28 protein-coding genes and 1 tRNA gene are annotated in these 24486 nt (G+C 68.9%); 14 read left to right on the top strand and 15 right to left on the bottom strand.

The window, feature by feature from the left end; translation table 11 throughout:
- Window positions 1–87: 87 nt before the first annotated feature.
- Complete coding sequence (locus AWC24_RS13065) at window positions 88–777, top strand: TetR/AcrR family transcriptional regulator (RefSeq protein ID WP_085085497.1); 690 nt, start codon at window positions 88–90, stop codon at window positions 775–777.
- A gap of 20 nt (window positions 778–797) precedes the next feature.
- On the opposite strand, the gene AWC24_RS13060 is transcribed toward AWC24_RS13065, so the two are convergent.
- Window positions 798–2027: a L,D-transpeptidase gene (locus AWC24_RS13060; RefSeq protein WP_234807363.1), complete on the bottom strand. Its 1230-nt coding sequence runs from the start codon at window positions 2025–2027 to the stop codon at window positions 798–800.
- A 128-nt stretch (window positions 2028–2155) separates the two neighbouring features.
- Between AWC24_RS13060 and AWC24_RS13055 the strand changes: the two genes are divergently transcribed.
- From AWC24_RS13055 to AWC24_RS13040, 4 genes are read left to right on the top strand one after another with little or no spacing between them, the layout of a single operon-like run.
- Window positions 2156–2872, top strand: a complete 717-nt coding sequence (locus tag AWC24_RS13055) for a DsbA family protein (protein ID WP_085085495.1) — start codon at window positions 2156–2158, stop codon at window positions 2870–2872.
- The gene (locus AWC24_RS13050; protein ID WP_085085493.1) at window positions 2869–3774 is read left to right on the top strand and encodes a cytochrome c biogenesis CcdA family protein; all 906 of its coding nucleotides are present in this window, start codon (window positions 2869–2871) and stop codon (window positions 3772–3774) included. The genes AWC24_RS13055 and AWC24_RS13050 overlap by 4 nt, the downstream gene beginning before the upstream one ends.
- 5 nt (window positions 3775–3779) lie before the next feature.
- A complete protein-coding gene (locus tag AWC24_RS13045; RefSeq protein ID WP_085085492.1) occupies window positions 3780–4154 on the top strand; it encodes a BlaI/MecI/CopY family transcriptional regulator in 375 nt (124 codons plus the stop codon).
- Window positions 4151–5083, top strand: coding sequence for a M56 family metallopeptidase (locus AWC24_RS13040; protein ID WP_085085490.1), 933 nt, complete (start codon window positions 4151–4153; stop codon window positions 5081–5083). Before AWC24_RS13045 ends, AWC24_RS13040 begins: the two co-directional genes overlap by 4 nt.
- Window positions 5084–5170: 87 nt before the next feature.
- Here AWC24_RS13040 and AWC24_RS13035 read toward each other — a convergent pair whose 3' ends face one another.
- The 3 genes from AWC24_RS13035 to AWC24_RS13025 are packed head-to-tail and all read right to left on the bottom strand — an operon-like array spanning window position 5171 to window position 8209.
- Complete coding sequence (locus AWC24_RS13035) at window positions 5171–6226, bottom strand: DNA polymerase domain-containing protein (RefSeq protein ID WP_085085488.1); 1056 nt, start codon at window positions 6224–6226, stop codon at window positions 5171–5173.
- Between the two features lies 1 nt (window position 6227).
- The gene (locus tag AWC24_RS13030) at window positions 6228–7271 is read right to left on the bottom strand and encodes an ATP-dependent DNA ligase (protein ID WP_085085745.1); all 1044 of its coding nucleotides are present in this window, start codon (window positions 7269–7271) and stop codon (window positions 6228–6230) included.
- Between the two features lie 20 nt (window positions 7272–7291).
- A complete protein-coding gene (locus tag AWC24_RS13025; protein WP_085085486.1) occupies window positions 7292–8209 on the bottom strand; it encodes a haloalkane dehalogenase in 918 nt (305 codons plus the stop codon).
- A 76-nt stretch (window positions 8210–8285) separates the two neighbouring features.
- Here AWC24_RS13025 and AWC24_RS13020 point away from each other — a divergent pair, with 76 nt between their 5' ends.
- Genes AWC24_RS13020 through AWC24_RS13015 form a run of 3 tightly spaced genes read left to right on the top strand, consistent with a single transcriptional unit; the run spans window position 8286 to window position 10737 of the window.
- Window positions 8286–8702: a DUF302 domain-containing protein gene (locus AWC24_RS13020; protein ID WP_085085484.1), complete on the top strand. Its 417-nt coding sequence runs from the start codon at window positions 8286–8288 to the stop codon at window positions 8700–8702.
- 12 nt (window positions 8703–8714) lie between these two features.
- Window positions 8715–8870, top strand: coding sequence for a DUF8730 family Cys-rich protein (locus AWC24_RS22515; RefSeq protein WP_165757742.1), 156 nt, complete (start codon window positions 8715–8717; stop codon window positions 8868–8870).
- Between the two features lie 22 nt (window positions 8871–8892).
- Window positions 8893–10737 (top strand): fatty acyl-AMP ligase, encoded by a 1845-nt coding sequence (locus AWC24_RS13015; protein WP_165757741.1) that lies wholly within the window; start codon window positions 8893–8895, stop codon window positions 10735–10737.
- On the opposite strand, the gene AWC24_RS13010 is transcribed toward AWC24_RS13015, so the two are convergent.
- Complete coding sequence (locus AWC24_RS13010; protein ID WP_085085479.1) at window positions 10734–11204, bottom strand: NUDIX hydrolase; 471 nt, start codon at window positions 11202–11204, stop codon at window positions 10734–10736. The two genes, AWC24_RS13015 and AWC24_RS13010, sit on opposite strands and share 4 nt — an antisense overlap.
- 3 nt (window positions 11205–11207) lie before the next feature.
- Window positions 11208–12566, bottom strand: a complete 1359-nt coding sequence (locus AWC24_RS13005; protein WP_085085477.1) for a WS/DGAT/MGAT family O-acyltransferase — start codon at window positions 12564–12566, stop codon at window positions 11208–11210.
- A 53-nt stretch (window positions 12567–12619) separates the two neighbouring features.
- On the opposite strand from AWC24_RS13005, the gene AWC24_RS13000 reads away from it, so the two are divergent.
- Entirely contained in the window at window positions 12620–13351 is a 732-nt protein-coding gene (locus tag AWC24_RS13000; protein WP_085085475.1) for an Rv3717 family N-acetylmuramoyl-L-alanine amidase, read from the top strand.
- A gap of 26 nt (window positions 13352–13377) precedes the next feature.
- Here the strand turns inward: AWC24_RS13000 and AWC24_RS12995 are convergent, their stop codons facing one another.
- On the bottom strand, window positions 13378–15117 hold the full coding sequence (locus AWC24_RS12995; RefSeq protein ID WP_234807361.1) for a phytoene desaturase family protein: 1740 nt from the start codon (window positions 15115–15117) through the stop codon (window positions 13378–13380).
- Between the two features lie 125 nt (window positions 15118–15242).
- Here AWC24_RS12995 and AWC24_RS12990 point away from each other — a divergent pair, with 125 nt between their 5' ends.
- The 3 genes from AWC24_RS12990 (at window position 15243) to AWC24_RS12980 (ending at window position 17947) form a co-directional block, all read left to right on the top strand.
- Window positions 15243–15812 (top strand): TetR/AcrR family transcriptional regulator, encoded by a 570-nt coding sequence (locus AWC24_RS12990; protein WP_085085471.1) that lies wholly within the window; start codon window positions 15243–15245, stop codon window positions 15810–15812.
- Between the two features lie 105 nt (window positions 15813–15917).
- Window positions 15918–17318: a neutral zinc metallopeptidase gene (locus tag AWC24_RS12985; protein ID WP_165757745.1), complete on the top strand. Its 1401-nt coding sequence runs from the start codon at window positions 15918–15920 to the stop codon at window positions 17316–17318.
- A 305-nt stretch (window positions 17319–17623) separates the two neighbouring features.
- Entirely contained in the window at window positions 17624–17947 is a 324-nt protein-coding gene (locus AWC24_RS12980) for a DUF4333 domain-containing protein (RefSeq protein WP_085085466.1), read from the top strand.
- 80 nt (window positions 17948–18027) lie between these two features.
- On the opposite strand, the gene AWC24_RS12975 is transcribed toward AWC24_RS12980, so the two are convergent.
- The 3 genes from AWC24_RS12975 to AWC24_RS12965 form a co-directional block, all read right to left on the bottom strand.
- Window positions 18028–18118 (bottom strand) — tRNA-Ser (locus AWC24_RS12975).
- A 29-nt stretch (window positions 18119–18147) separates the two neighbouring features.
- Window positions 18148–18615: a nucleoside deaminase gene (locus AWC24_RS12970; protein ID WP_085085464.1), complete on the bottom strand. Its 468-nt coding sequence runs from the start codon at window positions 18613–18615 to the stop codon at window positions 18148–18150.
- Window positions 18612–19133, bottom strand: a complete 522-nt coding sequence (locus tag AWC24_RS12965; protein WP_085085462.1) for a tRNA adenosine deaminase-associated protein — start codon at window positions 19131–19133, stop codon at window positions 18612–18614. Before AWC24_RS12965 ends, AWC24_RS12970 begins: the two co-directional genes overlap by 4 nt.
- A gap of 84 nt (window positions 19134–19217) precedes the next feature.
- Between AWC24_RS12965 and AWC24_RS12960 the strand changes: the two genes are divergently transcribed.
- Window positions 19218–20159, top strand: a complete 942-nt coding sequence (locus AWC24_RS12960) for a prephenate dehydrogenase (RefSeq protein WP_234807371.1) — start codon at window positions 19218–19220, stop codon at window positions 20157–20159.
- Here AWC24_RS12960 and AWC24_RS12955 read toward each other — a convergent pair.
- Window positions 20125–20715 carry a putative glycolipid-binding domain-containing protein gene (locus AWC24_RS12955; RefSeq protein WP_085085458.1) on the bottom strand — a complete coding sequence of 197 codons (591 nt, stop codon included), beginning with the start codon at window positions 20713–20715 and terminating at the stop codon, window positions 20125–20127. The two genes, AWC24_RS12960 and AWC24_RS12955, sit on opposite strands and share 35 nt — an antisense overlap.
- 101 nt (window positions 20716–20816) lie before the next feature.
- Here AWC24_RS12955 and AWC24_RS12950 point away from each other — a divergent pair, with 101 nt between their 5' ends.
- Complete coding sequence (locus AWC24_RS12950) at window positions 20817–21146, top strand: LapA family protein (protein ID WP_085085456.1); 330 nt, start codon at window positions 20817–20819, stop codon at window positions 21144–21146.
- Between the two features lie 7 nt (window positions 21147–21153).
- Here AWC24_RS12950 and AWC24_RS12945 read toward each other — a convergent pair whose 3' ends face one another.
- The 4 genes from AWC24_RS12945 to AWC24_RS12935 all read right to left on the bottom strand — a co-directional run bounded on the left by AWC24_RS12945 (window position 21154) and on the right by AWC24_RS12935 (window position 24442).
- Window positions 21154–21792, bottom strand: coding sequence for a histidine phosphatase family protein (locus AWC24_RS12945; RefSeq protein WP_085085454.1), 639 nt, complete (start codon window positions 21790–21792; stop codon window positions 21154–21156).
- A 203-nt stretch (window positions 21793–21995) separates the two neighbouring features.
- Window positions 21996–22160: a hypothetical protein gene (locus tag AWC24_RS22510; protein WP_013830961.1), complete on the bottom strand. Its 165-nt coding sequence runs from the start codon at window positions 22158–22160 to the stop codon at window positions 21996–21998.
- Window positions 22161–22227: 67 nt separating this feature from the next.
- Window positions 22228–23760, bottom strand: a complete 1533-nt coding sequence (locus AWC24_RS12940) for a sensor histidine kinase (protein ID WP_085085452.1) — start codon at window positions 23758–23760, stop codon at window positions 22228–22230.
- Complete coding sequence (locus AWC24_RS12935) at window positions 23738–24442, bottom strand: response regulator transcription factor (protein WP_041319080.1); 705 nt, start codon at window positions 24440–24442, stop codon at window positions 23738–23740. Before AWC24_RS12935 ends, AWC24_RS12940 begins: the two co-directional genes overlap by 23 nt.
- Between the last annotated feature and the right edge of the window lie 44 nt (window positions 24443–24486).

Genomic DNA, 24486 nt, shown 5'->3' with positions numbered 1-24486 from the left:
ACCTCGCACCTTTGGGTACCCTAACCCAAGTCCACGTGCGTAAACGCACGCTACAGCACCGCCTAGAACTGCCGCAACGCACAGCATGTGCGTTATCCTCGCGCCGTGCGGCAGGTCTCGTTCCAACGCGCTCGCAGCGCGGAGAAGAAGCGCCAGCGCGCAGAAGCCCTGGTGGAAGCCGCGCGCTCGGTGGCGCTGGAGGCCGGCGTCGCATCGGTGACGCTGACCGCGATGGCCGCCCGGGCCGGGATGCACTACTCGGCCGTGCGCCGCTACTTCAGCTCCTACAAGGAGGTCCTGCTGCACCTGGCGGCCGAGAGCTGGCAACGCTGGTCGGCGTCGGTCTGCACCGGATTGGACCAGCCCGGGCCGATGTCGCCCGAGCGGGTGGTCGAGATCCTGGTCACCGGCCTGGCCGCCGACCCGCTGTTCTGCGACTTGCTGTCCAACCTGCACCTGCACTTGGAACACGACGTGGACGTCGAGCGGGTCATCGAGCTGAGACGGGTCAGCGCCGCCGCGGTGATGGCCAGTGCCGGCGCGATCGAGCGGGCACTGCCCCGGCTCGGTCCGCGCGGAGCCCTGGATCTGCTGCTCGCCGCCTATTCACTGGGCTCGGTGTTGTGGCAGCGGGCACACCCGCCGGAGACGCTGACCAACGCCTACTCCGACGAGCCGGAACTGTCGCCGGGCTGGGATCTGGACTTCACCACCGCATTGACCCGGCTGCTCACCGCCACCTGTGTGGGGTTGCTGGACGGATCTAGACCGATCTAGACCGGAGCCCATACCTGCCGTCAGAGAGCGCTGCCGGCAAGCCACTCCTGCCAGGTCACCGTCCAATCACCGTTCTGCCAGACCGGCAGCGGCTCTCCCCCGGTGTTGCGGACCTCGAACACATCACCGGGTTGGGCGAAATCGTAGAACCACCGCGCGTGGTCAGCGTTGACGTTGAGGCACCCGTGCGACACGTTGGTGGTTCCCTGCGCCCAGATGGTGGCATCGAGTTGGTGGACGTAGATCCCACTGCTGGTCAGGCGTACCGCGTAGTTGACCGTCTGCTTGTAACCGAGTGCCGAATCGACCGGCAATCCGTAGCTGGACGAGTCCATCACCACGGGGTTGCTCTTGCCCATGACGGTGTAGACACCGGGTTGGGTCCAGAACGAGATCGTCTTGCCGCCAACCGTTTCCGATCCCCCCATACCCATCGATGTAGGTATCGTCCGGACCAGCTCGTCGTTGAGATAGACGCTGATCTGCTTGGTCGCATCGTCGGCGATGGCGATTCTGGAATCACCGATGCCGATTTCGACCCGGCTGTCGCCTCCCCCGTAGCGGCCGTCACCGAGGGGTACACCGTGGAGCTCGGCACTGGCAACGATGCGGGTGCCCGGCGAGTGGTAGTGCTGTGGTCGCCAATGGGCGCGCTGATTGTCCATCCAGTACCAGGAGCCCGCGACAGCCGGCGTGGTTTCGACGCGTAGCTGCCGTTCGGCGGCGCTGCGGTCAGCGACTGGGTGATCGAACTTGGCCACGACCACGGTCCCGACACCGTAGGTGCCACCGTCCACCAGATCGGCGCCTGACGTCGAGGCGAACACCACCTTGGTCTGCCCATGCGGCGTAAGCGTTGTGAAGGTCGAGGTTTGAGTGCTGGTGGCTCCGGTAGCGTCGCGACTTGAAGCAGTCAGGGTATACGCCCGGCCGTAGTCGAGCGGCGCATCCGATTGCCAGGAGCGCTGGTCGGTACTCAGCACACCGGACACTGCGTCGTTGCTTTCGTCGGCCAATACGACATCGCTGAGGGTTCCACCGGTGACGTCGACGCGCACTTCATGCCATGGCTCGACGCCGGAGGCACCTGGCGACGGCGACACCGTGACGACAGCGGGAATGGGCGACGGGGGCGCGATCACGCCAACGTCCGCGATGTCGTCAGCACCCGAACGAGTGACGACGAGGCCCGCCACCGCCAAAACCACGAGAACCGACAGCATCACGGCGGCCGTTGGGACCACTTTCATGACGCCTCCCCTGGGCGATCGGGCCGCGACGCTGGCTGTGCTAGAAAGTACGTAGCTACTACGTATGTACGTAGATAGTAGACGACGATAGCAGGAGGCTGAAAGTGGGAAGTTCGTCACGCCACGGCATGCGCAAGGACATCTACCTGATCGTCGCCCTCGTCGTGATCGCTGCCGGCCTGGTGTTGTACCTGGTCACCAACTCGCAGTCGCACCCCGTGTCAACTGCCCGGGACGCGCCGCCGTCCTCAGCTACGACAGCAACCGTTGGGAGTGCCGACCGGGATGCCCGTTCGGCATCCATCGAGCGCCGGCAAGCCGACGACCCGTTCGCTCTCGGCGCCACGACGGCACCGGTGACGATGGTGATGTTCTCCGATTACCGATGCCCGTTCTGCGCCAAGTTCAGTCGCGATATCGAGCCCGAACTTGTAGAGCGCTTCGTCGACAACGGCGCCCTGCGGATCGAATGGCGCGACTACCCGCTCCTCGGCGACCAGTCGACGCAGGCCGCCCGCGCCGGCCGGGCGGCCGCCGCACAGGGCAGGTTTTGGGAGTTCAACCGCGCCGTCTACGCCGCGGCACCCGAACGCGCAAAGGCGGACCTCACCGAAGCCAAGCTGATCGAATTCGCGCGGGCGGCGGGCGTCGCCGATATCAAGCGATTCACCACGCAACTGCGCAGCGACTATTTCGACGCGGCCATCGAGTCTGACCTGGCTCAGGGAAACAGCATCGGAGTTCCCAGCACCCCGGCGTTCCTGATCAACGACACGCCGGTTCTGGGCGCGCAATCTCTCGACGAGTTCGTACGGGTCATCACCCACTCCCGGGACAGCCGATGACCGGCGTCGGGGTACTCGGTGCCTTCCTCGGGGGCCTGGCCGCACTGTTCAGCCCTTGCTCAGCCCTGCTTTTGCCGTCCTTCTTCGCGTACGCCTTCGATCGGGTCCAACTGCTGATCCGCCGCACCGTCACCTTCTGGATCGGTCTTTGTGCCGCTTTGACGCCGATCGGCGCCGGAGTGGGAGCGTTGGGCAATGTGGTCACCAACCACCGCAGCGAACTGGCCCTCGGCGGCGGGCTGCTGCTGATCGGCTTCGGGATGCTCACCGCGCTGGGAAAGGGTTTCACCATTCCGGGCATCCAGCAGATGGCCGACCGGATCAACATCGCCTCGACCTTGTCGGTACTGGCGCTCGGCATCGTCTACGGCCTGGCCGGGTTCTGCGCCGGCCCCTTATTGGGAGCAGTTCTGACCATGTCTGCGATGGGCGCCTCTCCCCTTTACGGCGCGTTGCTGATGGCCGTCTATGCCCTGGGGATGGCCACCCCATTGTTTGTGCTGGCGTGGCTGTGGGAGCGCTTCGACCTCGGCAAGCGTCCGTGGCTTCGAGGCCGCCCGGTAAAGCTCGGGCCGCTGCAGACCCACACCACCTCGTTGATCACCGGCGTAGTCCTGACAGGGATCGGCGTCCTGTTCATTGCGACGGACGGAACCGCCAACTTGGGGGGTCTGTTGACCGTCGATTCCGAGTACGAGCTGCAACTCTGGCTCAGCCGCGTGGCTGCCGGCGCCAGCGACGTCGCCGTATGGCTGGGCGTTGTCGTTGCGCTGCTGGGATGGCGGGTCCATCGGCTATGGCGTCGTGGCGTGAGCGGAGAAGCTACTATGGCGCTACGTAGGTCCGGTGCATCCGGCGACAGTCGAGGTACGGCGACCACACGGCAGGCGAACGGGCGGTAGGCGGAATGACAATCAAGGGCTTCGGTGAACTCGAGGCCGTCGTGATGGACCTGCTGTGGTCACGTTCGGAACCGGCCACCGTCCGCCACGTGCACGACGAACTCGTTGGCAAGCGTCAGATCGCCTACACCACGGTGATGTCGACGATGGACAACCTGTTCCGCAAAGGCTGGCTGCTCCGGGACAAGGTCGGGCTGGCCTACCGTTACCGGCCCACGATGACACGCGAGGAGCACTCGGCACAATTGATGCGGACGGTGTTCGAATCCGGCGGCGATGGTGAGTTGATTCTGAACTTCTTCCTCGAGACAATCGGCGATGAAGACTCCGAGACTGTTCGAAAAGCGCTGCAACGCTTCAAGAAAGAAAAAGCCCGTTGAACGCGGTCACGCTCCTGCTCGGCTATGCCGTTGTACTGAGCTGCGTCGCGCCGGCGCTGCTCACCTGGCCCGGTGTGGCCCGAATACCTCCGCGCTTGGCCGTGACCGGCTGGCTGGTAGCGGTCGGAACAACGCTGATCGCGTGGCTGTCAGCGCTGGCCATCATGATCGTCGGGGCGATCCACAGCGTGGTCACCAACACCGCCATGACGTTCTGCGTGAAGACCCTCGGTATCGCACGAGCCGACAGACTGCCGCCGGCCATCGCCACTGCGCTGGTGGTCCTGCTACTGCTGGTGACCGCGTCGGTGGCATTGCGCACGGCGCGTCGCGTGGTCATCTCATTGCGCGGTTATCGGCGCAGAAACCTGCAGCACGCCGAAGCAGTTCGCATCGTCGGCTATCCCACCAGCCACCACGGTGTGGTCGCTATGGCCGCCGATCAGCCTACGGCGTACTGCGTTTCAGGCGGTCGACGCCAGACTGTCGTCGTGACCACCGCCGCGCTCGAGCTGCTGAGCTCGACCGATTTGGCAGCGGTGCTGGCCCATGAACGCGCGCACCTGCGCGGCCGGCACCATCGCATCATCGCCACTCTCAATGCCTTGGCAGCAGCGCTGCCACGGCTGCCGTTGATGCGTTCGGCGGCGAAGTCGGTACCCGCATTGTTGGAGATGTGCGCCGATGACGCCGCTGCCCGCGACCATGGTCGCGAATCTTTGTTGGCCAGCCTGCTCACGCTGAGTAGCGGACACCGCGTTCCCGATGGGGCGTTGGCGGCCGCCGGCACTGCGGTCGTCGATCGCATGAGGCGGCTGATGGAGCCGGAGCAGGGACCGTGGTGGGACCCGCGCTCACTCGCGATGGTCGGCATAGTGGCGGTCACCGCCGCTGTTCCCGGTTTGGCCCTGGGGTTGTGCACCCTCTGACGCGGCAGTTCCGAATCGTTCTGGAGGCAACGCCAGACCGGTGAACCCGCCAGCCCCGCAATTGGGGCTACCTCGGCCAGCGTGGCGCTAACGGCGGTTGCCCTTCTCGTCCCAGTGCTCGGCCACCTGCTTGCTGGGCTGCACCCGTGGCGGCTCGCCCGGCATCTTCGGATAGTTCGGCGGGTACGGCAGGTCGCCCAGGCCGCGGGCTTCGTCGGCGGCCACCATCTCCAGCAGCGGCTGCAGGGACTGTTCGAGGTCGTCGATGGTGGCCCACGCGTCACCGCGCCGCGCGATCAGCTCGGGCACGGTGGCGATGGTGTAGTCGTCTGGGTCGGCACCCTCGGCCAACTCGTCCCAGCTCAACGGCATGGAGACGGTGGCGATCGGGGTGGCACGCACCGAGTAGGCCGACGCCATGGTGCGGTCGCGGGCGTTCTGGTTGAAGTCGACGAAGATCCGCTTGCCGCGCTCCTCTTTCCACCACGACGAGGTGACCGCCTCCGGTGCGCGCCGCTCGAGCTCGCGGGCCAGCGCGATTCCGGCCCGACGGACCTCGATGAAGTCCCAGTCGGTCTTGATCCGCAGGAAGACGTGCAGCCCGCGACCACCGGAGGTTTTGAGGTGGCCGACCAGGCCGAGCTCGTCGAGCAGCGGGCGCAGCACCTCCAGCGCGACCGCGCGTGCCTCGGCGAAGCCGGTGCCGGGCTGCGGGTCCAGGTCGATGCGCAGTTCGTCGGGGTGGTCGGTGTCAGGACAGCGCACCGGCCACGGGTGGAAGGTGACGGTGCTCATCTGCACCGCCCACAAGATGTCCGCCGGCCGGGTGACCTTGAGTGCGTCGGCGGTGCGGCCGGACGGGAACGTCACCCGGCACGACTCCAGATAGTCGGGATGCCCGCGCGGCAACCGCTTCTGGTACACCTCGGCGCCGTCGATGCCGTCCGGGAACCGCTGCAGGTGGGTGGGCCGGTCGGCCAGCGCCTGCAGCAGCGGGCCATTGGCCACCGCCAGGTAGTAGTCGGCCAGTGCCCGCTTGGTGCCGCCGGCGCCCAGCCGCGGAAAGTACGCCTTGTCCCCGCTGGTGAACCGGACGGCGGTGCCGTCGACGTCCAATTCCTCGGCGCTGTTCCCGGCGGGCATGTCAGGTCTCCAGCACGTCGGTGAGGTCGTAGTTCAGCGGGACGTCGAGCTGGTCGAAGGTGCAGCTGGCCGGGTCGCGGTCGGGGCGCCACCGCAGCAGTTTCACGGTGTGCCGGAAGCGATCCCCCTCCATCTGGTCGTAGGCGACCTCGGCGACGCGCTCGGGCCGGATCGGGACCCACTGTTTGTCGGCCTTGTTGGGGCCAGTGTTCCAGCGGCTGGGCTCGCCTTCGCGCACCTCGCCGATGCGCAGCGGCTCCAGCTCGGCCAGCAGGGCCAGCCGGTCGGCGTCGGTGAACGATGCCGCGCCGCCGACCATCGCCAGCTCGCCGTCGGGGCGATACAGGCCCAGCAGCAGCGATCCGATACCGGTGCCACTCTTGTGAATTCGGTAGCCCATCACCACGCAGTCGGCGTCCCTGCGATGTTTGACCTTGACCATCTCGCGCTTGCCGGGCAGATACGGCCCGTCGGCCCGCTTGGCGACCACCCCGTCGAGCCCGGCGCCCTCGAAGGTGGTGAGCCAGACCATGGCCTGCTCGGGGTCGTCGGTGGCGCGGGTGACATGGCAGCTGGGGCCGTCGCCGACCAGGTCTGCCAACGCCTGCCGTCGCACCCGGAACGGCTCGTCGAGCAGCGACGCCGAGCCGGTGGCCAGCGCGTCGAAGCCGATGAACTGCGCCGGAGTCTGCTCGGCCAGCAGCCGCACCCGGCTCTGGGCGGGATGGATCCGCTGGCTCAGCGACTCCCAGTCCAGCCGGATCCGGCCGTCGATCTGCCGGGGCACCACCACCTCCCCGTCGAGCACGCAGCGCGGGGCCACCTCGGCGCGCAGCGCCTCCAGCAGTTCCGGGAAGTAGCGGCTCAGCGGTTTGCCGTTGCGCGATTGCAGCAGCACCTCGTCGCCGTCGCGGAACACGATGGCGCGAAAGCCGTCCCACTTGGGTTCATACGACCACTGCCCCGCGTCGGCCGGAACCTTGGCCGCGGCCTTGGCCAGCATCGGATCCACCGGCGGCGCCACGGGCAGATCCATGGTGTCCATCATGCCGCCCGACGGCCCGGTCAACGGCGCAGAAACTCCACGATGTGGCGGGCCAACTCCTCGCCGGCGTCCTCCTGCAGGAAGTGGCCGGCGTCGTGGATCACCGGGTGCGCGCGACCGCGTGCGCCGCGCATCTCGCGCTGGAAGATCGGGCCCATCGCCCCGGTGATCGGGTCGCCGTCGCTGAACGCCACCAGCATCGGGGTCTCCGAGGCGCACAGCGCCGCCCATGCCGACCGGTTGGCGGTCGCGGCCGGGTCATCGGGGCTGGTCGGGACCAGTGACGGCATCGTCCGCGGCCCGACGCAGTAGCTGTCGTCGGGGAACGGCGCGTCGTAGCCGGCCCGGGCGGTGTCGGTCATCGGCTTACGGCACCCGGACTGCACGAACCAGCCGACGTCGATCTGCGGCGCGGCCTGGATGCTCTCGCGGAAGCGCCACCAGATCTCCGGCATCGGAATGTCACCGGTGGGCAAGCCGGTGTTGGCCACCACGACGCCGCTGAACCGGTCCGGGTTCTCCGCGAGCAGCCGCAGCCCGATCAGCCCGCCCCAGTCCTGGCCGACCAAAGTCACGTTCTGCAGGTCGAGGTGGTCGAACGCCAGCGCCCGCATCCACTCGACGTGGCGTGCGTAGGTGTGGTCTGCCGCCTGTGTCGGCTTGTCCGAGCGTCCGAACCCGACCAGGTCCGGGCAGATGACCCGATACCCGGCCTCGGCCAGAATCGGCATCATCTTGCGGTACAGATACGACCACGACGGCTCGCCGTGCAGCATCAGGACCGGATCGCCGTCGTCCGGACCGTCTTGCACCCACGCCACCCGCAGCGTGCCGCCCGGCTCGGCATCGTCCAAGTCGTCGAGGTCGCAGAACTGCGGCGGATAACCGAAATCAGGGAGGTCGACGAACCTGTCATCGGGGGTGCGCAGGGTCTGCATGAGCTGACGATACCGCGAGGGTATATACCCCCCTGGGTATGTGGTAGGCTGCGATCACACCCACGAAGGAGGTCTCATGTCCGTCGCGATGAGCACCGCGGTGACCGGCGCCGATTTTGACACTGTTGCCGCGAAGACGCGGGAGATATTGAAGGACAAGGGTTTCGGCGTACTGACCGAGATCGACATGCAGGCGACACTCAAGGCCAAGCTCGGCGAGGACATGGAGCGTTACCTCATCCTGGGTGCTTGCAACCCGCCGTTGGCGCATCGCGCGGTGACCGCCGAGAAACGCATCGGGGTGCTGCTGCCGTGCAACGTCGTGGTGCGCGAAGACCCGCAACAGCCCGAGACGGTCCTCGTCGAAGCGATGAACCCGCAGCTGATGGCCCAAGTCGTCGACAATCCGGCCCTCGCGCCGATCGCCGACGAGGTGACCGAGAGGATCCGCGCCGTCATCGATACTCTGGCTGGTGCATTTCGCACCGCCTGAGAGGAACCGCTGATGTGCTACCCCGTACCGTGCCGGGTCTGCGGCAAGACCACCTGGGACGGCTGCGGCGACCACATCGCCGACGTCCGCGCGCAGGTGCCGCCCGAGCAGTGGTGCGAGGGCCATCGCGAACAGCAGACCGGGCAGCGTTCCTGGTGGCGGCGCTGAGCCCAGCGACTATGGTGTCGGGATGCCAGAGCAGACACCGCCGACCGTGCCTACCCTGGTGGAGTTGTTGCGGTTGCAGGCCGAGCGGTACGCGGACAAGGTCGCGTTCAGTTTCGCCCCCGACGGGAAGCAAGTCACCGCCCGGCTGACGTATCGGGAGCTCGACGTCCACGCGCGGGCAATCGCGACCAGCTTGCAACATGAAGGCGCCGCCGGTGAGCGGGCCCTGGTGATCTGCCGGCCCGGCCTGGACAGCATCGCCAGCATTTTCGGCTGCTTGTACGCCGGCGCGGTACCGGTGCCGGTGGACACCCCGCTCCCGCGCCTGAAACTGCTCGCCCCCGACGCGCAAGCCGCCTTCGCGGTAGCGACGTCGGGCACCCGGGACCAACTGCAGGCGGTGGCCGCCGATGTTCCCGGCCTGTCGGCGCTGCGGTGGTGCGCCATCGACGAGTACACCGCCGACCCCGACGACTGGGAAACACCCGACGTCGGCCCGGACACCACGGCCTTGATCCAATACACCTCCGGTTCGACCCGGTCGCCCAAGGGCGTGGTGGTGACGCACGGCAACCTCATGCACAACCTGGAGGCCATTCGGCGGGCCTACCACGGCGACGAGCACGAGACGAGCGTCTACTTCCTGCCGCAGCAGCACGACATGGGACTGATCGGTGGGGTCCTGGAGATGATCTACGTCGGCTGCACCACCGTGTTGATGTCGCCGATCGTCTTCTTCCAGCGCCCGATGGCGTGGCTGGAAGCCATGTCCCGGTTTCGCGCCAACACGACCGCAGCACCCAACAGCGCCTACCGGTTGTGCGTCAAACACAGCAAGCCGGCCCAGCGTGCGGCGCTGGATCTGTCGCGCTGGACCACCGCCGCGAGCAGTTCCGAGCAGATTCACGCATCGACCATGCAGGAGTTCGCCGACGCGTTCGCCCCGGCCGGCTTCCGACTAGAGGCGTTTCTTCCGTGCTACGGCTTGGCTGAGGCCACCCTGCTGGTCGCCGCAGACCCCAGCCGCGACGTCGCCGGCGTCCGTTACGTCGACGCCGCCGCACTGAGCGAGAACCGGGCCGTGGACGTCACTCCCGACACCGCGGCCGTCCCGGTGGTCAGCTGCGGTCCGCCGGTGTACGGCCAGCGGGTGCTGATCGTCGACCCCGAGACTCGCCGTTCCCTCGGTCCCGACGAGGTCGGCGAAATCTGGGTGTCGGGGCCCAGCGTCGCGCAGGGTTACTGGGGCCGACCGGAAGAGAACGCGCACACGTTCGCCGGCTTCCTGGCGGACACCGGTGAAGGCCCGTTCCTGCGCACCGGTGACCTCGGCTTCCTGTGTAAGGGCGAGGTTTTCGTCACCGGACGCTGGAACGACCTGATCACCATCCGGGACGGCAACTATTACCCGAACAATATCGAGCCGACCGTGCAGGACTGTCACCCGGCGTTGCTCGCCGACCGCGGTGCGGTCGTGGCGGTGCAAGGTAACCAGGGCGCCGACAACCACCTGGTGGTCCTGCAGGAGGTGGACCACCAGCAGCAGGTCGCCGCGGAAGAGTTCCCCGGCGTCATCGACGCGATCCGGGCGGCGGTCAGCGCGCAGCACGGCCTCGATGCGCACGACGTGCTGCTGGTGCCCGCGATGCGGTTGCCCACCACCTCGAGTGGCAAGATCCGGCGCGCAGAATGCCGGCGGCAGTTCCTCGACGGCGAGCTGGAGGCGCTGGCCGAATGGCACGCCCCGGCGCCGCCGGCTGCTCCGGCCCCGAACGGCGGGGGGCTGGCCCGGCTGATCTCCAACAGTCTGGTGCAGCGTCAAAAGCAGCAGCAACAGCGCGGAATACCGCCTCGCGCCGGCGGTTAAGGCCCGGTCCCCACACCGGCCACCAACCGGTCCAGGACAGGACGCTGACCGGCCAGCAGTTTGGTGCGGGCTAGGGCAACGGTGAACCAGCCGACCCGGTCGACCTCGGGAAACTCCCGCAGCTGTCCCGACCGGGGCGGCCACTCCATCTCGAAGGTGTTGCTGCGCGCGCCGCTGACGTCGAGGTCACCGTGCACGGCGAACACCGTGACCAGCTTTCCGCCGGCCTGCCGCACCACACCGAGATCGAGTCGCTCGCCGTCGGGCGGGTCCAGGCCGATCTCCTCGGCGAACTCCCGTCGCGCGGTGTCCCACGGGTCTTCACCGTCGGGATGCTCGCCTTTGGGGATCGACCACGCGCCGTCGTCCTTGCGCGTCCAGAACGGCCCGCCCGGATGCGCGATCAGCACCTCGATTCCGTCGGCGCCCCACCGGTAGAGCAACAGTCCGGCGCTGCGCTTGGCCATGCCTCACACACCCACGGCGCGTTCCAGGTCTTCCAGCGAGGTGTCGAGGTGACCGAGCAGCCGCTGCAGGTGCGGAACCGAGCGGCGGCAGCCGACCAGGCCGAAGTCGAGGTTGCCGGCGTTGCTGACCACTGTCATGTTCAGCGCCTGGCCGTCCAGGGCGATCGACAGCGGATAGTTGCCGTCCAGGCGGGCGCCGCGCCAGTACATCGGTTCGGCCGGACCGGGCACGTTGGAGATGACGATGTTGAACGGCGGCGGCGCCGTCGAGACGAAGCCGGGGATGGCCGCCAATGCCAACGGCGCCATGTTGGCCGCCGACAACGCCAGCGCCTGGGTGCGCGGCAGCTCGCTGAACACCTTCTTGTTGCGGCACATCGAATCGCTGATGGTGGCCAGCCGCTGCGCGGGGTCGGCCAGATCGGTGGCGAGATTGCACAAAATGGTGCCGACCATGTTGCCGCCGGAATCGGCGTCGGCTTCGGTGCGAAGGCTCACCGGAACCATCGCCACCAGCGGCTGCTCCGGCAGCGCCTGGTGTTCGTCGAGGTAGGCCCGCAGCGCTCCGGCGCACATCGCCAGCACCACATCGTTGACGGTCACCCCGGCGGCCCGTTTGATCGCAACGACGCGCTCCACCGGCCAGGACTGCGCCGCACACCGGCGGGCACCGCCGATCTTGACGTTGAACATGGTGCGCGGGGCTTCAAACGGCAGGGTCAGCTGCTGCTCCAGCAGCGCGGCACGCGCCAGCTTCACCGTCGAGGGGCCCAGCGCCGCAACACCTTTGACCATCCCGGTCAGCTCCCGAAGCCGGGAGGGGGCGTCGGGCCGCGGCCGCGACGGCGGCGGCATCGACCACGGGGTGCGCAGTTCGGCCTCCCGTGGATCGACCGACAGGGTGCGACGCAGCAGCCGCAGCAGTGACACCCCGTCGATCAAGCTGTGGTGGATCTTGACGTATACCGCGAATCGGCCGTCGTTGAGGCCCTCGACCAGGTGCGCCTCCCACAGCGGCCGGTGCCGGTCGAGCAGACTGCCGTGCAGCAGCGACGTCAACTCCAGCAGGTCGCGCACCCGGCCGGGAACCGGCAGCGCCGATCGCCGCATGTGGTACTCGATATCGACCTCGTCATCGAAGGCCCACCCGACGTTGGCGATCCCGCCGAGCAGGGTCGCCGGTCGTTTGCGGAAGGCCGGCTGGAGATCGCGGGCACTCACCAGCCCCTGATAGATCTCGCCGACGAATTCCGGGCCGGCCCCCTCCGGCGGCTCGAACAGCATCAAGCCACCGACATGCATGGGATGCTCGCGGCTTTCGGCCAGCAGGAAGACCGAATCGGTCGGTGTCATCAGCTGCATCGATCCATTACACCGCGACCGGCCGACGCGCGCTTGCTTGCTAGTCTTTCCGGGTGCGCCGCCGGACCATTGTCTGCGTCGGCTTCACCGCGTGCTTGGTGGCGGCCGGCGTCGGTGCGCCCGCTGCTCCGGCGGACGCCGATGTCACCGGTAAGACGGTGTTTCTGGATCCCGGGCACGCCGGCGCCAACGACGCCTCGATCGCCCGGCAGGTCCCCAACGGACGCGGCGGCACCAAGCCGTGCCAGACCAGCGGGACCGCCGCCGACGACGGCTATCCCGAGCACAGCCTGAACTGGGATGTGACCAACCGGATCCGCGCCGCCCTCGACCAACTGGGCGTGCACACCGAACTCTCCCGTGCCGACGACACCTCGTCCGCCCCGTGCATCGACGCGCGGGCCGCCGCGGCCAACGCCGCGCGCCCCGACGCCATCGTGTCCATCCACGCCGACGGCGGGCCGGCCTCGGGCCGCGGGTTTCATGTCAACTACTCCAGCCCGCCGCTCAACGACACCCAGGCCGGCCCGGCACTGCGGTTGGCCGGTGACATCCGGGACTCGCTGGCGGCCGCGGGCATCCCCGTCTCCAGCTACCTGGGCGCCGACGGCCTCTACGGCCGGGCGGATCTGGCCGGGCTGAACCTGGCCGAGTATCCGGCGGTGCTGGTCGAGCTGGGCAACATGCGCAACGCCGACGACGCGGCCCTGCTGGGCAGCCCCGACGGGCGGGCGCAGTACGCCGCTGCCGTCACCAATGGGATCGTCACGTTCCTCGGCGGGTAGCGGCGCGGGCCATCTCCCCCGCACAGTCATCGCTGGGTCGCAGGCGTTGGTCTCGGCTGCTGGCGGCCGAGGCCTTGGGAAGCGGCCAGCGGATCGAAGCCGGCCGGCCACGCGGTCAGCCGCGCCCGGTCTGCCAGCACCGCCCCGGCCCGGATTTCTGCTTGCAGATCACGGCCGCTGATCGCGCTGGCGGCGTGCAATCCCGACAACATGGCGCCTTCCGTGCCAGGACCCCACGCGGTGCTGGTACCGGCTAGGAACAACCCCCGAACGGGGGTGCTGGCGCCCGGACGGAAGGGGCCGACTTGGGACAGCCTGGTTTCCAATCCGAAAGCGTTACCGCCGCTGGCGTGGGTGAACCGCTCCTGCGTGGCCGGGGTCCCCAGCTCGCTCCATACCACCTTCGCGGCCGCTCCCGGATACACCTGTTCGATGCGCTGCAGCAGCCCGCTGGTGATGATCTCCTTGACCTCGCGATAGCTGCCGCGGCGGCGATAGTCGCCACCGGCGATATCGGCGCCGGCGGCACCCCACAGCCGAAGATCGGACGGCGCGATCGTCTGCGCCTGGATGGTCGCGTGGCCCGGCGGGGCGCTGCGGGCATGGCCGGGATCGCGGCGAGTGGAGCATTGCACGAAGGCGGGCTGGCGGCGGGCGAAGTCGGTGGCCCATTCGACGGGGTCACGCCGATCCGCACGGAACAGCAGCTGGGAGACCGTACGGTGCAACTGCAGCAACGATCCGGCGTCGTCCCAGCTCGGGATCGCATAGAAGTTGGAGTTCGGCGTGTCGGTCACGTCGAATTCGACGCCGTAGACGGCATTGATCAACGGCCACGACATCTTCCAGCGCTTCACCCGCTCGGCCAACGACCAGGGCAGGTGGTGATAGCCGACCAGATCTCGGAGAGTGCGGATGATGTCGGCATCACTGACCACGACCGGGCTGCGAATCTCCTCACCGTCGGTCAGCCGCACCCCGGTCACCCGGCCGGCCTCGATGAGGATGCGATCCACCTCGGCGCGGCTGCGGATGGCGCCACCGTGGCTCTGCACTACATCGGCGAAACCCGCCGCCAGCATCTGCCCGCCGCCCCGGGGATAGTAGGCGCCGCCACCGACGTAGTTCTGCAGGAATCCCGCCATCGCCGCCGTGCTCACTGCCTGCGGCGTGCTGGCCAGCGCGCCGCACTGCACCGACAGCGCCAGAATGGTGCGGGGCTTGAGCCCGCAGCCGGCCAGCACGGCTATGTAGGGCGTCGCCAGCCAGGGCGCCTCCGCACCGCAGTCCCGTGCGAAGCGCAGCATCGCCGCCCGCGACGACGGTGTGATGGAGCGATCCGATGCTCCTCCGATACGGCGCATGATCGCCACGGCCCGACGCAAGCCACGCTCTTCACCGGGAAAGGCGGCCAGCAGATTCTCCAGATAGGCGTCCCAACCGAACGGCACTCGTAACCGCAGATCCGGTCCCACGACCGTGTCGAACCCGTCCTCGTCCAGCGGAAGCCACTGGATTCGATCATCGAGTCCGAGCCCGCGAAACAGCGTCGGCAGCTGCCCGCTCGGGCCGCAGTCGCCGATGTAGTGCACTCCGCAGTCGGCCTCCCAATGGCCGCGGCGCCGGTATACGTGTGAGCTGCCGCCGATCACGTCGTAGCGCTCCAGCAGCAGGGTCCGATGCCCGGTGACGGCCAGGTGCGCAGCCGCCGACATCCCGCCCAAGCCCGAGCCGATCACGATGGCGTCCCATCCCGAAATCGACATAGCAACCCTTCCGCCCGAGACCCTCATCGCGAAGGCCGAAATCGTGGTATACCGAATGGTCTACCCACCGCGAAGATAGTAGACTGACCGGTATACCGCAACCAGCAAGCGACGAAAGGGCAGCCGTGGCTGTACGGGATCGGCTCATCGCCAGCACCATCGCGTTAATGCAGCGCAACGGTGTTCACGGCACCGGCATCGCCGAACTGCTCAAACACAGCGGAGTCGCCCGCCGGTCGGTCTATCTCAACTTCCCCAGCGGGAAGGCGGAACTGATCGCCGGCGCCACCACCGCTGCCGGCAACGCCCTCTCCGGGGTGATCGGACGCTTCGCCACCGAGTCCGACCCGGTGGCGGCGGTCGAGGCATTCGTCACGCTGTGGACGGAGACCCTGAGCGGCAGCGACTTTCAGGCCGGCTGTCCGATCGCGGCTGCGGCGCTGGGCAGGGCCGAGAGCCCCGAGGCCGCCGATATCGCCGGCGATGTGTTCACCGAATGGGAGCAGCTGCTGGCCGGCCGGCTCGAAGCGGCCGACGTTCCCGCCGAGACCGCTGCGCTGCTGGCCACCACGACCGTCGCCTCGATCGAGGGTGCGTTGATCATGTCACTGGCCACCAAATCCGATGCCCCACTGCGACGCACCGGGCAGGTGCTCGCCGAACTCGTCGCACAGCACACCCGGCCGAATCGCTGAACCGACGAGGTACGTTCACTAAACGGCCGGCGGACGCAGCCGGACGGACCGGAGATCGTGGGAGTCGCCATTACCGCCAGAGTCCTCAGCGCCTGTCTGATCTTGATGCTGGCAGCCGGCTGCTCGCAGGCTGCGCCCACGGTGGTGGCCGGGCGCGCGGTGTCGATGCTGTACAACCCCGGGCGGGTCGGCGGATTGCCGACCGCCGAGGGCCCCAGTGGCCCGCGCGGCGATGTCCCACCCGTCACCGCCAGGGTGGGCAACAGCGACGGCGGGGAGATCGACCGGCTGTCAATGTTCGCGATCGATGACATCGAGGAGTTCTGGACGCAGCACTACGCCGACTCCCTTGACGGACGCTTCCAGCCGGTGTCGACGCTGGTGTCCTATGACTCCACCGACCCGAACAGCCCGAGGGTGTGCGGTGGCGACGTCTACCATCTGCCGAACGCGATGTACTGCAGGCGAGCTGACACCATGGCCTGGGATCGCGCCAAGTTCATGCCGACCGCCCGAAAGTACTTCGGCGACATGGCGATCAACGGGACACTGGCCCACGAGTACGGTCACGCCGTGCAGGCCATGGCCGACACCGTCAACCCGCTGACCCGAACCCTGGTGCGCGAACAGCAGGCCGACTGCTTCGCCGGGGTGTACCTCCAGTGGGTGGCCGCCGGGAATTCGTCGCGCGCGACGCTGAGCACCGGCGACGGCCTCAATCACGTGCTGGCCGGACTGATCGTGATTCGCGACCCGGTCTCGACGCTGGACAATCCGGTGTCGATCTCCGACGAGCACGGCACCGCGCTGGACCGCGTCGGCGCCTTCCAGACCGGTTTCGACGGTGGCGCGGAGATGTGCGCCGAGATCGACATGGGCGAGATCCGCAAGCGGCGCGGGAATCTGCCCCACGCGCTGTTCGAGTCGGAGAACCCGCAGAGCGACCTGACCATCGACGAACACGTGTTGTCGACCCTGATGGAGCAACTCGGCCAGATCTTCGCCTTGTCCCGCCCGCCGGATCTGGCCACGAGCGGCAAGTGCCCGAGCGGCCATGAGCCCGACCCGGTGGCCTACTGCCCGGAGTCCAATACCGTCGTGGTGGATCTGGCCGGATTGCAGGAGATGAGCGAACCCACCGACCAGTCCACACTGAGTCTGCCGCAGGGCGACAACACCGGGTTGTCGGCCGTCACGTCGCGGTATGCGCTTGCGGTGCAACGCGAACGCGAAGTCGGCTTGGAGTCGGCGGCCGCGGCGCTGCGGACGGCGTGCCTGACCGGGGTGGCCCAGCGACGGATGGCCGAGCCGATGAGGTTGCCGTCGGGACCGGGTCTGACGCTGGCCGGCGGCGATCTCGACGAGGCGATCACCGGCCTGCTGATGAACGGCGTGGTAGCCAGCGATGCCGACGACAACACCGTGCCGGCCGGGTTCACCCGGATCCTGGCGTTCCGCTCCGGGCTGCACGGCGACGTCGACGGCTGTTTCGAGCGATTCCCGTGAACCGCCGACCTGACCCGCCCGAACCCCCAGAGCGGCGGACCACGCCGATACCCCGTCGGCCGCAGCGCCCGCCCCCGCCGCCACCACCGCGCCGGCCGGCGCAGCCTCCCGGCCAGCAGCCCTGGTATCTGGAGTTCCGCCGTCCCTCGGCGCCGCCGCCGCGGCGTCCGCCGCCGGCCCGGCCACCACGACAGCCCGCTTCCGGCCCGCGACCGCCGATACCGCCGCCTTCGCCCGCGACTTCGCCGCCGCCTTCGCCGCCGTCCTCGCCGAAAAAGGCTGAGCCACAACAGCCGTCGAATCGCATGCTGTTGACCGCGGCGGCCGTCACCGGGACGCTTGGGTTGGCCGTGGTGTTGACGTTGGTGCTGCGCGCTGTCATCGACTCCGGGCCGGTCGAACTCGATGTCGGCCACGCCCAAGACGGTGTCCGCCGGGTGCTCACCGATCCGATCAACGGCTACGGGCGCGAGGACGTTACCGACGTCCGCTGCAACAACGGCGTCAATCCCAGGGTGCGCAAGGGCAACAGTTTCAGCTGCACGGTCATCGTCGACGGCACCCCGCGCCAGGTGCTGGCAGAGTTCGCCGACGACGCGGGGACCTACGAGGTGGACCGGCCGCGGTGACGTTCGGCGTCCAGTGTGCGGTTTCGCACGCTGACCCCGAGGATCTGGCGCGAAACCGCACACTCGGCGCGCGTTTCACATGGCGGTGGCGGTGGGATTTGAACCCACGGACGGGGGTTACCCGTCACACGCTTTCGAGGCGTGCTCCTTCGGCCGCTCGGACACGCCACCGCGGGACAGCGTACCGAACGACCGCGCCGTCATCCCAATCGCTGCCGGGCGAAGAACGCCTCCAGTGGTGCAGCACACTCCTGCGCGAGCACGCCGCCGCGCACCTCCGGGCGGTGGTTGAGGCGGCGGTCGCGCACCACGTCCCACAGTGAGCCCACCGCCCCGGTCTTGGGTTCGAAAGCCCCGAACACCAACCGTGCCACCCGGGCGGCCACCAGCGCGCCGGCGCACATGGTGCACGGCTCCAGGGTGACCGCCAGCGTGGCGCCGGTCAGCCGCCAGCCGTCGCCGAGCACCGCGGCGGCCTCCCGCATCGCCAGCAGTTCGGCGTGGGCGGTCGGATCCCCGAGGGCTTCGCGGGCGTTGGCCGCCCGGGCCAGCACGATGCCGTCGGGACCGACCACCACCGCGCCCACCGGGACGTCGCGGGGACCGGCCTGCCCGGCGGCCGCCAATGCCGCGCGGATCAGGTCCTCGTCTGCCGCCGGGCCGGTCACCGACCGCGTCGCGGCAGCGCCGCGGTGAGCTGCTCGTCGAAGCCCATCTCGCTGGCGATCCGGTGCAGTTGCTCGTCGACGGCCAGATCGGATTCGTCCAGGATCACCCCGAGCACCGCGGCCGGAAGCCCGATGTCGGACAGCAGGCCCAGATCGCCCTCTTCGAACGGGTCGGCATCCTCGAGGTCGTCGGCGTCGATGTCGGCGTCGAGTTCCTCGAGCACCTCGTCGGCGATGTCATAGTCCAGCGCGGCCGTCGCATCCGACAGCAGCAGCCGGGTGCCGGCCGGGCCGGGCCGGATGATCACGAAGAATTCGTCGTCGACGTTGAGGAGTCCGAAAACCGCGCCCGCACTGCGCAGTTCCCGCAGCTCGGTCTCCGCCTTGGTGAGACTGGTCAACGCCGCCGCACGCATCGACGTGCAACGCCACTTGCCGTCTTCGCGCACAACAGCGACACCGAAGCCGTCCAGCGTGTCCGCCGGCCGGCCCTGTGTGGACGCGCCCTGTGCTCCCATGGCCGCCAACGGTAGTCGCCGTTCACGCCCTTGACCAGCGTGTGCCAACCTGGAGGGGTGGTGGCAAGTGCAGTGAAAACACCGGTGTGTGTATTGGGGCTGGGCCTGATCGGCGGCTCGGTGCTGCGCGCCGCCGCGGCCGCCGGCCGCCAGGCGTTCGGTTACAACCGTTCGGCCGACGGGATGAACGCCGCGATCGCCGACGGCTTCGACGCCACCACCGAGCTGGAGACGGCGCTGACCCGGGCGGCGGAATCCGGCGCGCTGATCGTGCTCGCCGTCCCGGTGCCGGCGCTGCCGGCGCTGCTCGACCACGTCCGCCGGCTCGCGCCCGAGTGCCCGCTGACCGACGTCACCAGCGTCAAGGCGGCGGTGCTCGACGCCGTCACCGCCGCCGGGCTGCAGGGCCGCTTCGTCGGCGGACACCCGATGGCCGGCACCGCCCACTCGGGCTGGCCCGCCGGACACGCCGGGTTGTTCGAGGGCGCACCGTGGGTGATCAGCGTCGACGACGACGTGGACCCGACGGTGTTCTCGACGGTGCTGGACCTGATCCTGGACTGCGGCTCGATCGCGGTGCCGGCCCGCTCCGAGGAGCACGACGCGGCGGCGGCGGCGATCTCACATCTGCCGCACCTGCTGGCCGAGGCGCTGGCTGTCACCGCCGCCGACGTGCCGCTGGCGTTCGCGCTGGCCGCCGGATCGTTCCGGGACGGCACCCGGGTCGCCGGGACGGCCCCGGAGCTGGTGCGCGCGATGTGTGAGGCCAACTGGCTGTACCTGCTGCCGGCGCTGGACCGGATCATCGAACTGCTGGGTGACGCGCGCGATTCGCTGTCCGCCGCGGACTCGGTGGCCGAGCTGGTCAACCATGGCCATGCCGCCCGGACCCGCTACGACAACTTCCCGCGCCCCGAGATCGTCACCGTTGTCGTCGGGGCGAACGACTGGCGCCGGGAGCTGGCCGCGGCCGGCCGGGCCGGCGGGGTGATCAGATCCGCGCTGCCAACCCTGGATAGTCGATGACGAACCCGTCCTCGTCGACGGTGATGGTGGTGCCGTCGCGATCGGTGCCCGGGGTCAGGATCGTGATGCCGGCCTCGGTGCTGCGGTAGCTGGCCTCGGCCGCGACCACCGACATCTCTGGAAGCCACAGATAGACCGTCGGGAGGGCTACCGCGGCCGCCCGCTCGTGCAGCCGCGCCCGCCGGATCGGCAAAGTGTTGAAGAACGGGCTGAACACCACGTCGATGTCCAACGCTCCGTCGTAGGACGCGCGTGATTGCCCACGGGAGTCGGTGATCAGCCACATGTTCTCTTCGTCGCGGGCGATCACCAGCTGGCGGTCCCGTTCGGCCACCGTGACGGTCACCCCCAGCCGTTTGGTGGCCCCGGACTCGTCGGTCTTGAGGTCGTAGTAGGCGCTGAACGCCGGGTGGGCGTCGGTGGCCGCGGCCACGATCCGGCCGTTGGCCCTGATGCGGTTCCCGGACAACTGCACCCGCACCGACTCCATCCGCGGGGCGTCGGGCGCTCGCCAGGTCAGGATCGCCGGCCACGAGCCGGACGGGGCTGCGCTCACCGGACCACCGTAAGCGACGGGTCGGCGAACCGCAGCCTCACGTCCTGCCGAAAACCGACGAGAACTCGGCATAACCGCTTCAGAACCGGCAAGATGGCACTATGAGCAGCGATCACTCCGTGCCAGTCGACCCGCCGCATGGCGAACCCGGCGCACCTCAGTCCCCGGCTGCGATGCCGTTCACCCGCGCCGGTGCGCTGTGGAGCGCCCTGATCGCCGGTTTCCTGGTGCTGATCGTGCTGTTGGTGTTCGTCACCCAGAACACCGATCCCGTCGACCTGCGATTCCTGGCGTGGCAGTGGAGCCTGCCGCTGGGGGTGGCGATCCTGCTGGCGGCGGTCTGCGGCGGACTGGTAACCGCGCTGGCCGGCACGGCACGCATCTTCCAGCTGCGGCGCGCCGCCAAGAGGACGCTCGCCGCCCGGCGGTAGCCGGAGGCTAACCCGCTTCGGCGGCGTCGTTGCCGGGCAGCCGGGATTGGTTGCGCGGCAGCAGGTCCCAAACATGCTCGGTGCCGTTGGTCGACGCCACCGCGGCCTGCCCGGACCGCGAATACAACAGCCGGGTCACCGACACGTAGTCGATCGGGAATGACAGCAGCCGGGCTGTGCCCAGGATCTGGTGCAGCACCACGTTGATCACGCCGCCGTGGCTGAACACCGCCACGGTGTCGTCGGCGTCGGCGGCGGCCACGACGTCGGTGACAGCGGCGGCCACCCGGGCACAGAACGCGCTCTCGTCGACGTCGCCGGGCAGGTGCCCCTGCGACATCCGGGCCCAGTCCTGCGGGCGCTCGGTGCGCAGCTGCTCGATGGGCAGATAGCCGGCCATGTCCCGGTCGTACTCGGCGAACCGTTCATCGATGTCGATGGCCATGGCGCGCCGGCTCGCCAGCGGTTCGGCGGTCTGCACGGCCCGGCGCTGCGGGCTGCTGACCAGTCGGGTGATCGGGTAGCGCGCCAGCGCATCGGGCAGCCGCAGCGCCTGTTCGAGCCCGGTCTGGGACAGCTCGGGGTCCGAACCCTGGCCGTATTCGCTGCGCAGCGGGAGCGCGTGACGGATAAGCAGCAATTGCACGCTGCCACCCTAGAGCCTGGTGGCGTCGGTGGCCCGCGACGTCCCGCGTGAACGCTATTGCTGGGGAGCGGAGCCGGTTAGGCGCCCCACCATGTTGCGAAGGCGTGCCCACAACGATGGCTGGTCCAGATTGCGCTGGGTCTGCTGGGCCTCTTCGGCGTAATCCTGAATGGATTCGTCGCCTTCTTCCGCACGCACGGGTCTCACTCCTCCGGTGGGTCTTCGGGTACCAGCCGCTCCGGTGTCTCCTCGGGGGCCAGCCGTTCGGGCGGGTCCGCGGGCACCAGCCGTTCTGGCGGGTCCTCGGGCACCCGCCGGTGCGGTGGCTCTTTCGGTGTTCCCGGTTCGGGGGGCAGCTCGGGATTCATCTGCGTCGCCTACCCGTCGCGCGCCGGGGGCAAACCCCCGGGGACGCGCACGCTCGCGCAAGAGGGGCTACAGCGGGAGGCGGACGGTGAACTCGGTGTGGCCGGGCCTGCTGGTCACCCCGATGGTCCCGCGATGGGCGCGGACCACCGCCGAGGCGATCGCCAGCCCGAGCCCGGTGCTGCCGCCCTTGCGGGACCGGGAGGTGTCCCCACGGGCGAACCGTTCGAAGATCTCCGGCTGGAATTCCTCCGGAATGCCCGGGCCGTCGTCGGTCACGCTGAGCACGGCCTCGGTGCGGTCGACGCCGAGCCGGGTGGTCACCACGGTTCCGGCGCCGGTGTGCACCCGGGCGTTGGTGAGCAGGTTGGTGAGCACCTGATGCAGCCGGGCCGGATCACCGGGCACCGTCACCGGCTCATCGGGCAGGTCGAGCTCCCACTGGTGATCCGGGCCGCCGACGTGGGCGTCGCTGACCGCGTCGACCGCCAACCGCGACAGGTCCACCGGCTCGTGCTCGAGCGTCCGGCCGGAATCCAGCCGGGCCAGCAGCAGCAGGTCCTCGACCAGTTGCGTCATCCGCTGGGTTTCGGATTGCACCCGGCTCAAGGCGTGCGCCAACGACTCGGAGTCGACGCCGTCGGCCACCGGAATGCGTTGCGCCAACTCGGTGTAACCGCGGATCGCGGTCAGCGGGGTGCGCAGCTCGTGGCTGGCGTCCGCGACGAACTGGCGCACCCGGGTCTCACTGGCCTGCCGGGTCACCAACGCGGCGGCGATGTGGTCGAGCATCCGGTTGACCGCAGCGCCCAGCTGCCCGACCTCGGTGCGCGGGTTGGTGTCGGGCTCGGCGACGCGCACCGGCAGCGTCGCCGGCCCACGGTCCAGCGGCAGATCGGCGACTTCGCCGGCGGTCTGGGCGACACGGCGCAGCGGGGCCAGCGCCCGTCGGGTGACGACACTGCCGACCGTGGCCGCAGCGGCCACCGCGACCAGGGTGACCAACCCGAAGATCAGCAGCACCCGCACCATGGTGGCGTTCACGGCCGCCAGCGGGAGCCCGATGATGAGCTGCTCTCCACCATGCCGGGCGTTCGTCGACACCAGCCGGTAACGGCCGATACCGTCGAGCCGCCGGGTGACCGGGGCGGGCTCAGTGACGATGCCCGCCAATTGGGTTGTGGCCGAAGGACTCAGCTCCTCGCGCAAACCGGAGGTGCTCAGGCGGCCGGCCTCGGCGATCCGGTCCGGCCCAGCCCCTGAGCCGTCCACCGAGTCCATTACCGCACCGACTATGCCGACCGGCTGGCCGGGCGCGTCGAGGAAGTCCGGTCCCGGCCCCGGCCGGGGCCGATGGCGGGGGCGGTGCCCGGGCGGCGCCGGCGGCTGGCCGTGCAGCCGCGCCGAACGGCGCGCGGCGTCAGACAGTTGATGGTCGAGTTGGCTGACCAGGTACTGATAGAGCGCCAACTCCGTCACGGCGCCGATTCCGATGCACGCCACGGTGAGCAGCGCGACCTGGCCGGCGAGCAATCGCGCCCGCAGCGACCAACTGCGGCGAGTGCCGGCTCGCAGCGATTCAGACAGCCGGCTTGAGCACATACCCGGCGCCGCGCAATGTGTGAATCATCGGCTCCCGACCGTTGTCGATCTTCTTGCGCAGGTAGGAGATGTAGAGCTCGACGATGTTGGCCCTGCCGCCGAAGTCGTAGTCCCACACCCGGTCGAGGATCTGCGCCTTGGACAGCACCCGCCGGGCGTTGTGCATCAGGTAGCGCAGCAGCTCGAATTCGGTGGACGTCAACGTGATCGGGTCCCCGCCGCGCGTCACCTCGTGGGAGTCCTCATCGAGGACCAGGTCGCCCACCACGATCTGGGCGCCGGCCTCGGCGGTGCTGACCCCGGTGCGCCGCAGCAGCGCCCGCAACCGCAACACCACCTCTTCGATGCTGAACGGCTTGGTGACGTAATCGTCGCCGCCGGCGGTCAGCCCGGCGATGCGGTCCTCCAGCGCGTCCTTGGCGGTCAGGAACAGCACCGGCAGCCGCGGGTTGATCTCCCGCAACTTGCGCAGCACGTCCAGCCCGCTCATATCCGGCAGCATCACGTCGAGCACCACCACGTCGGGGCGTTCGGCTTTGGCGGCGGCGATCGCCGAGGCGCCGTCGCCCGCGGTCGCGGTGGTCCAGCCCTCGTAGCGCAGTGCCATCGACACCATCTCGGCCAGCACCGTCTCGTCGTCCACCACCAACACGGTGATGGGCTTGCCGTCGGCGCGCGCCATCACGACACGTTCCACCGATCCCCGTGGCGCAGTCATCGCGTTCC

It is taken from the genome of Mycolicibacter senuensis, from assembly GCF_002101885.1.
In the GTDB taxonomy this organism is placed as follows: domain Bacteria; phylum Actinomycetota; class Actinomycetes; order Mycobacteriales; family Mycobacteriaceae; genus Mycobacterium; species Mycobacterium senuense.
This window is presented reverse-complemented; position numbering and strand designations above follow the sequence as displayed.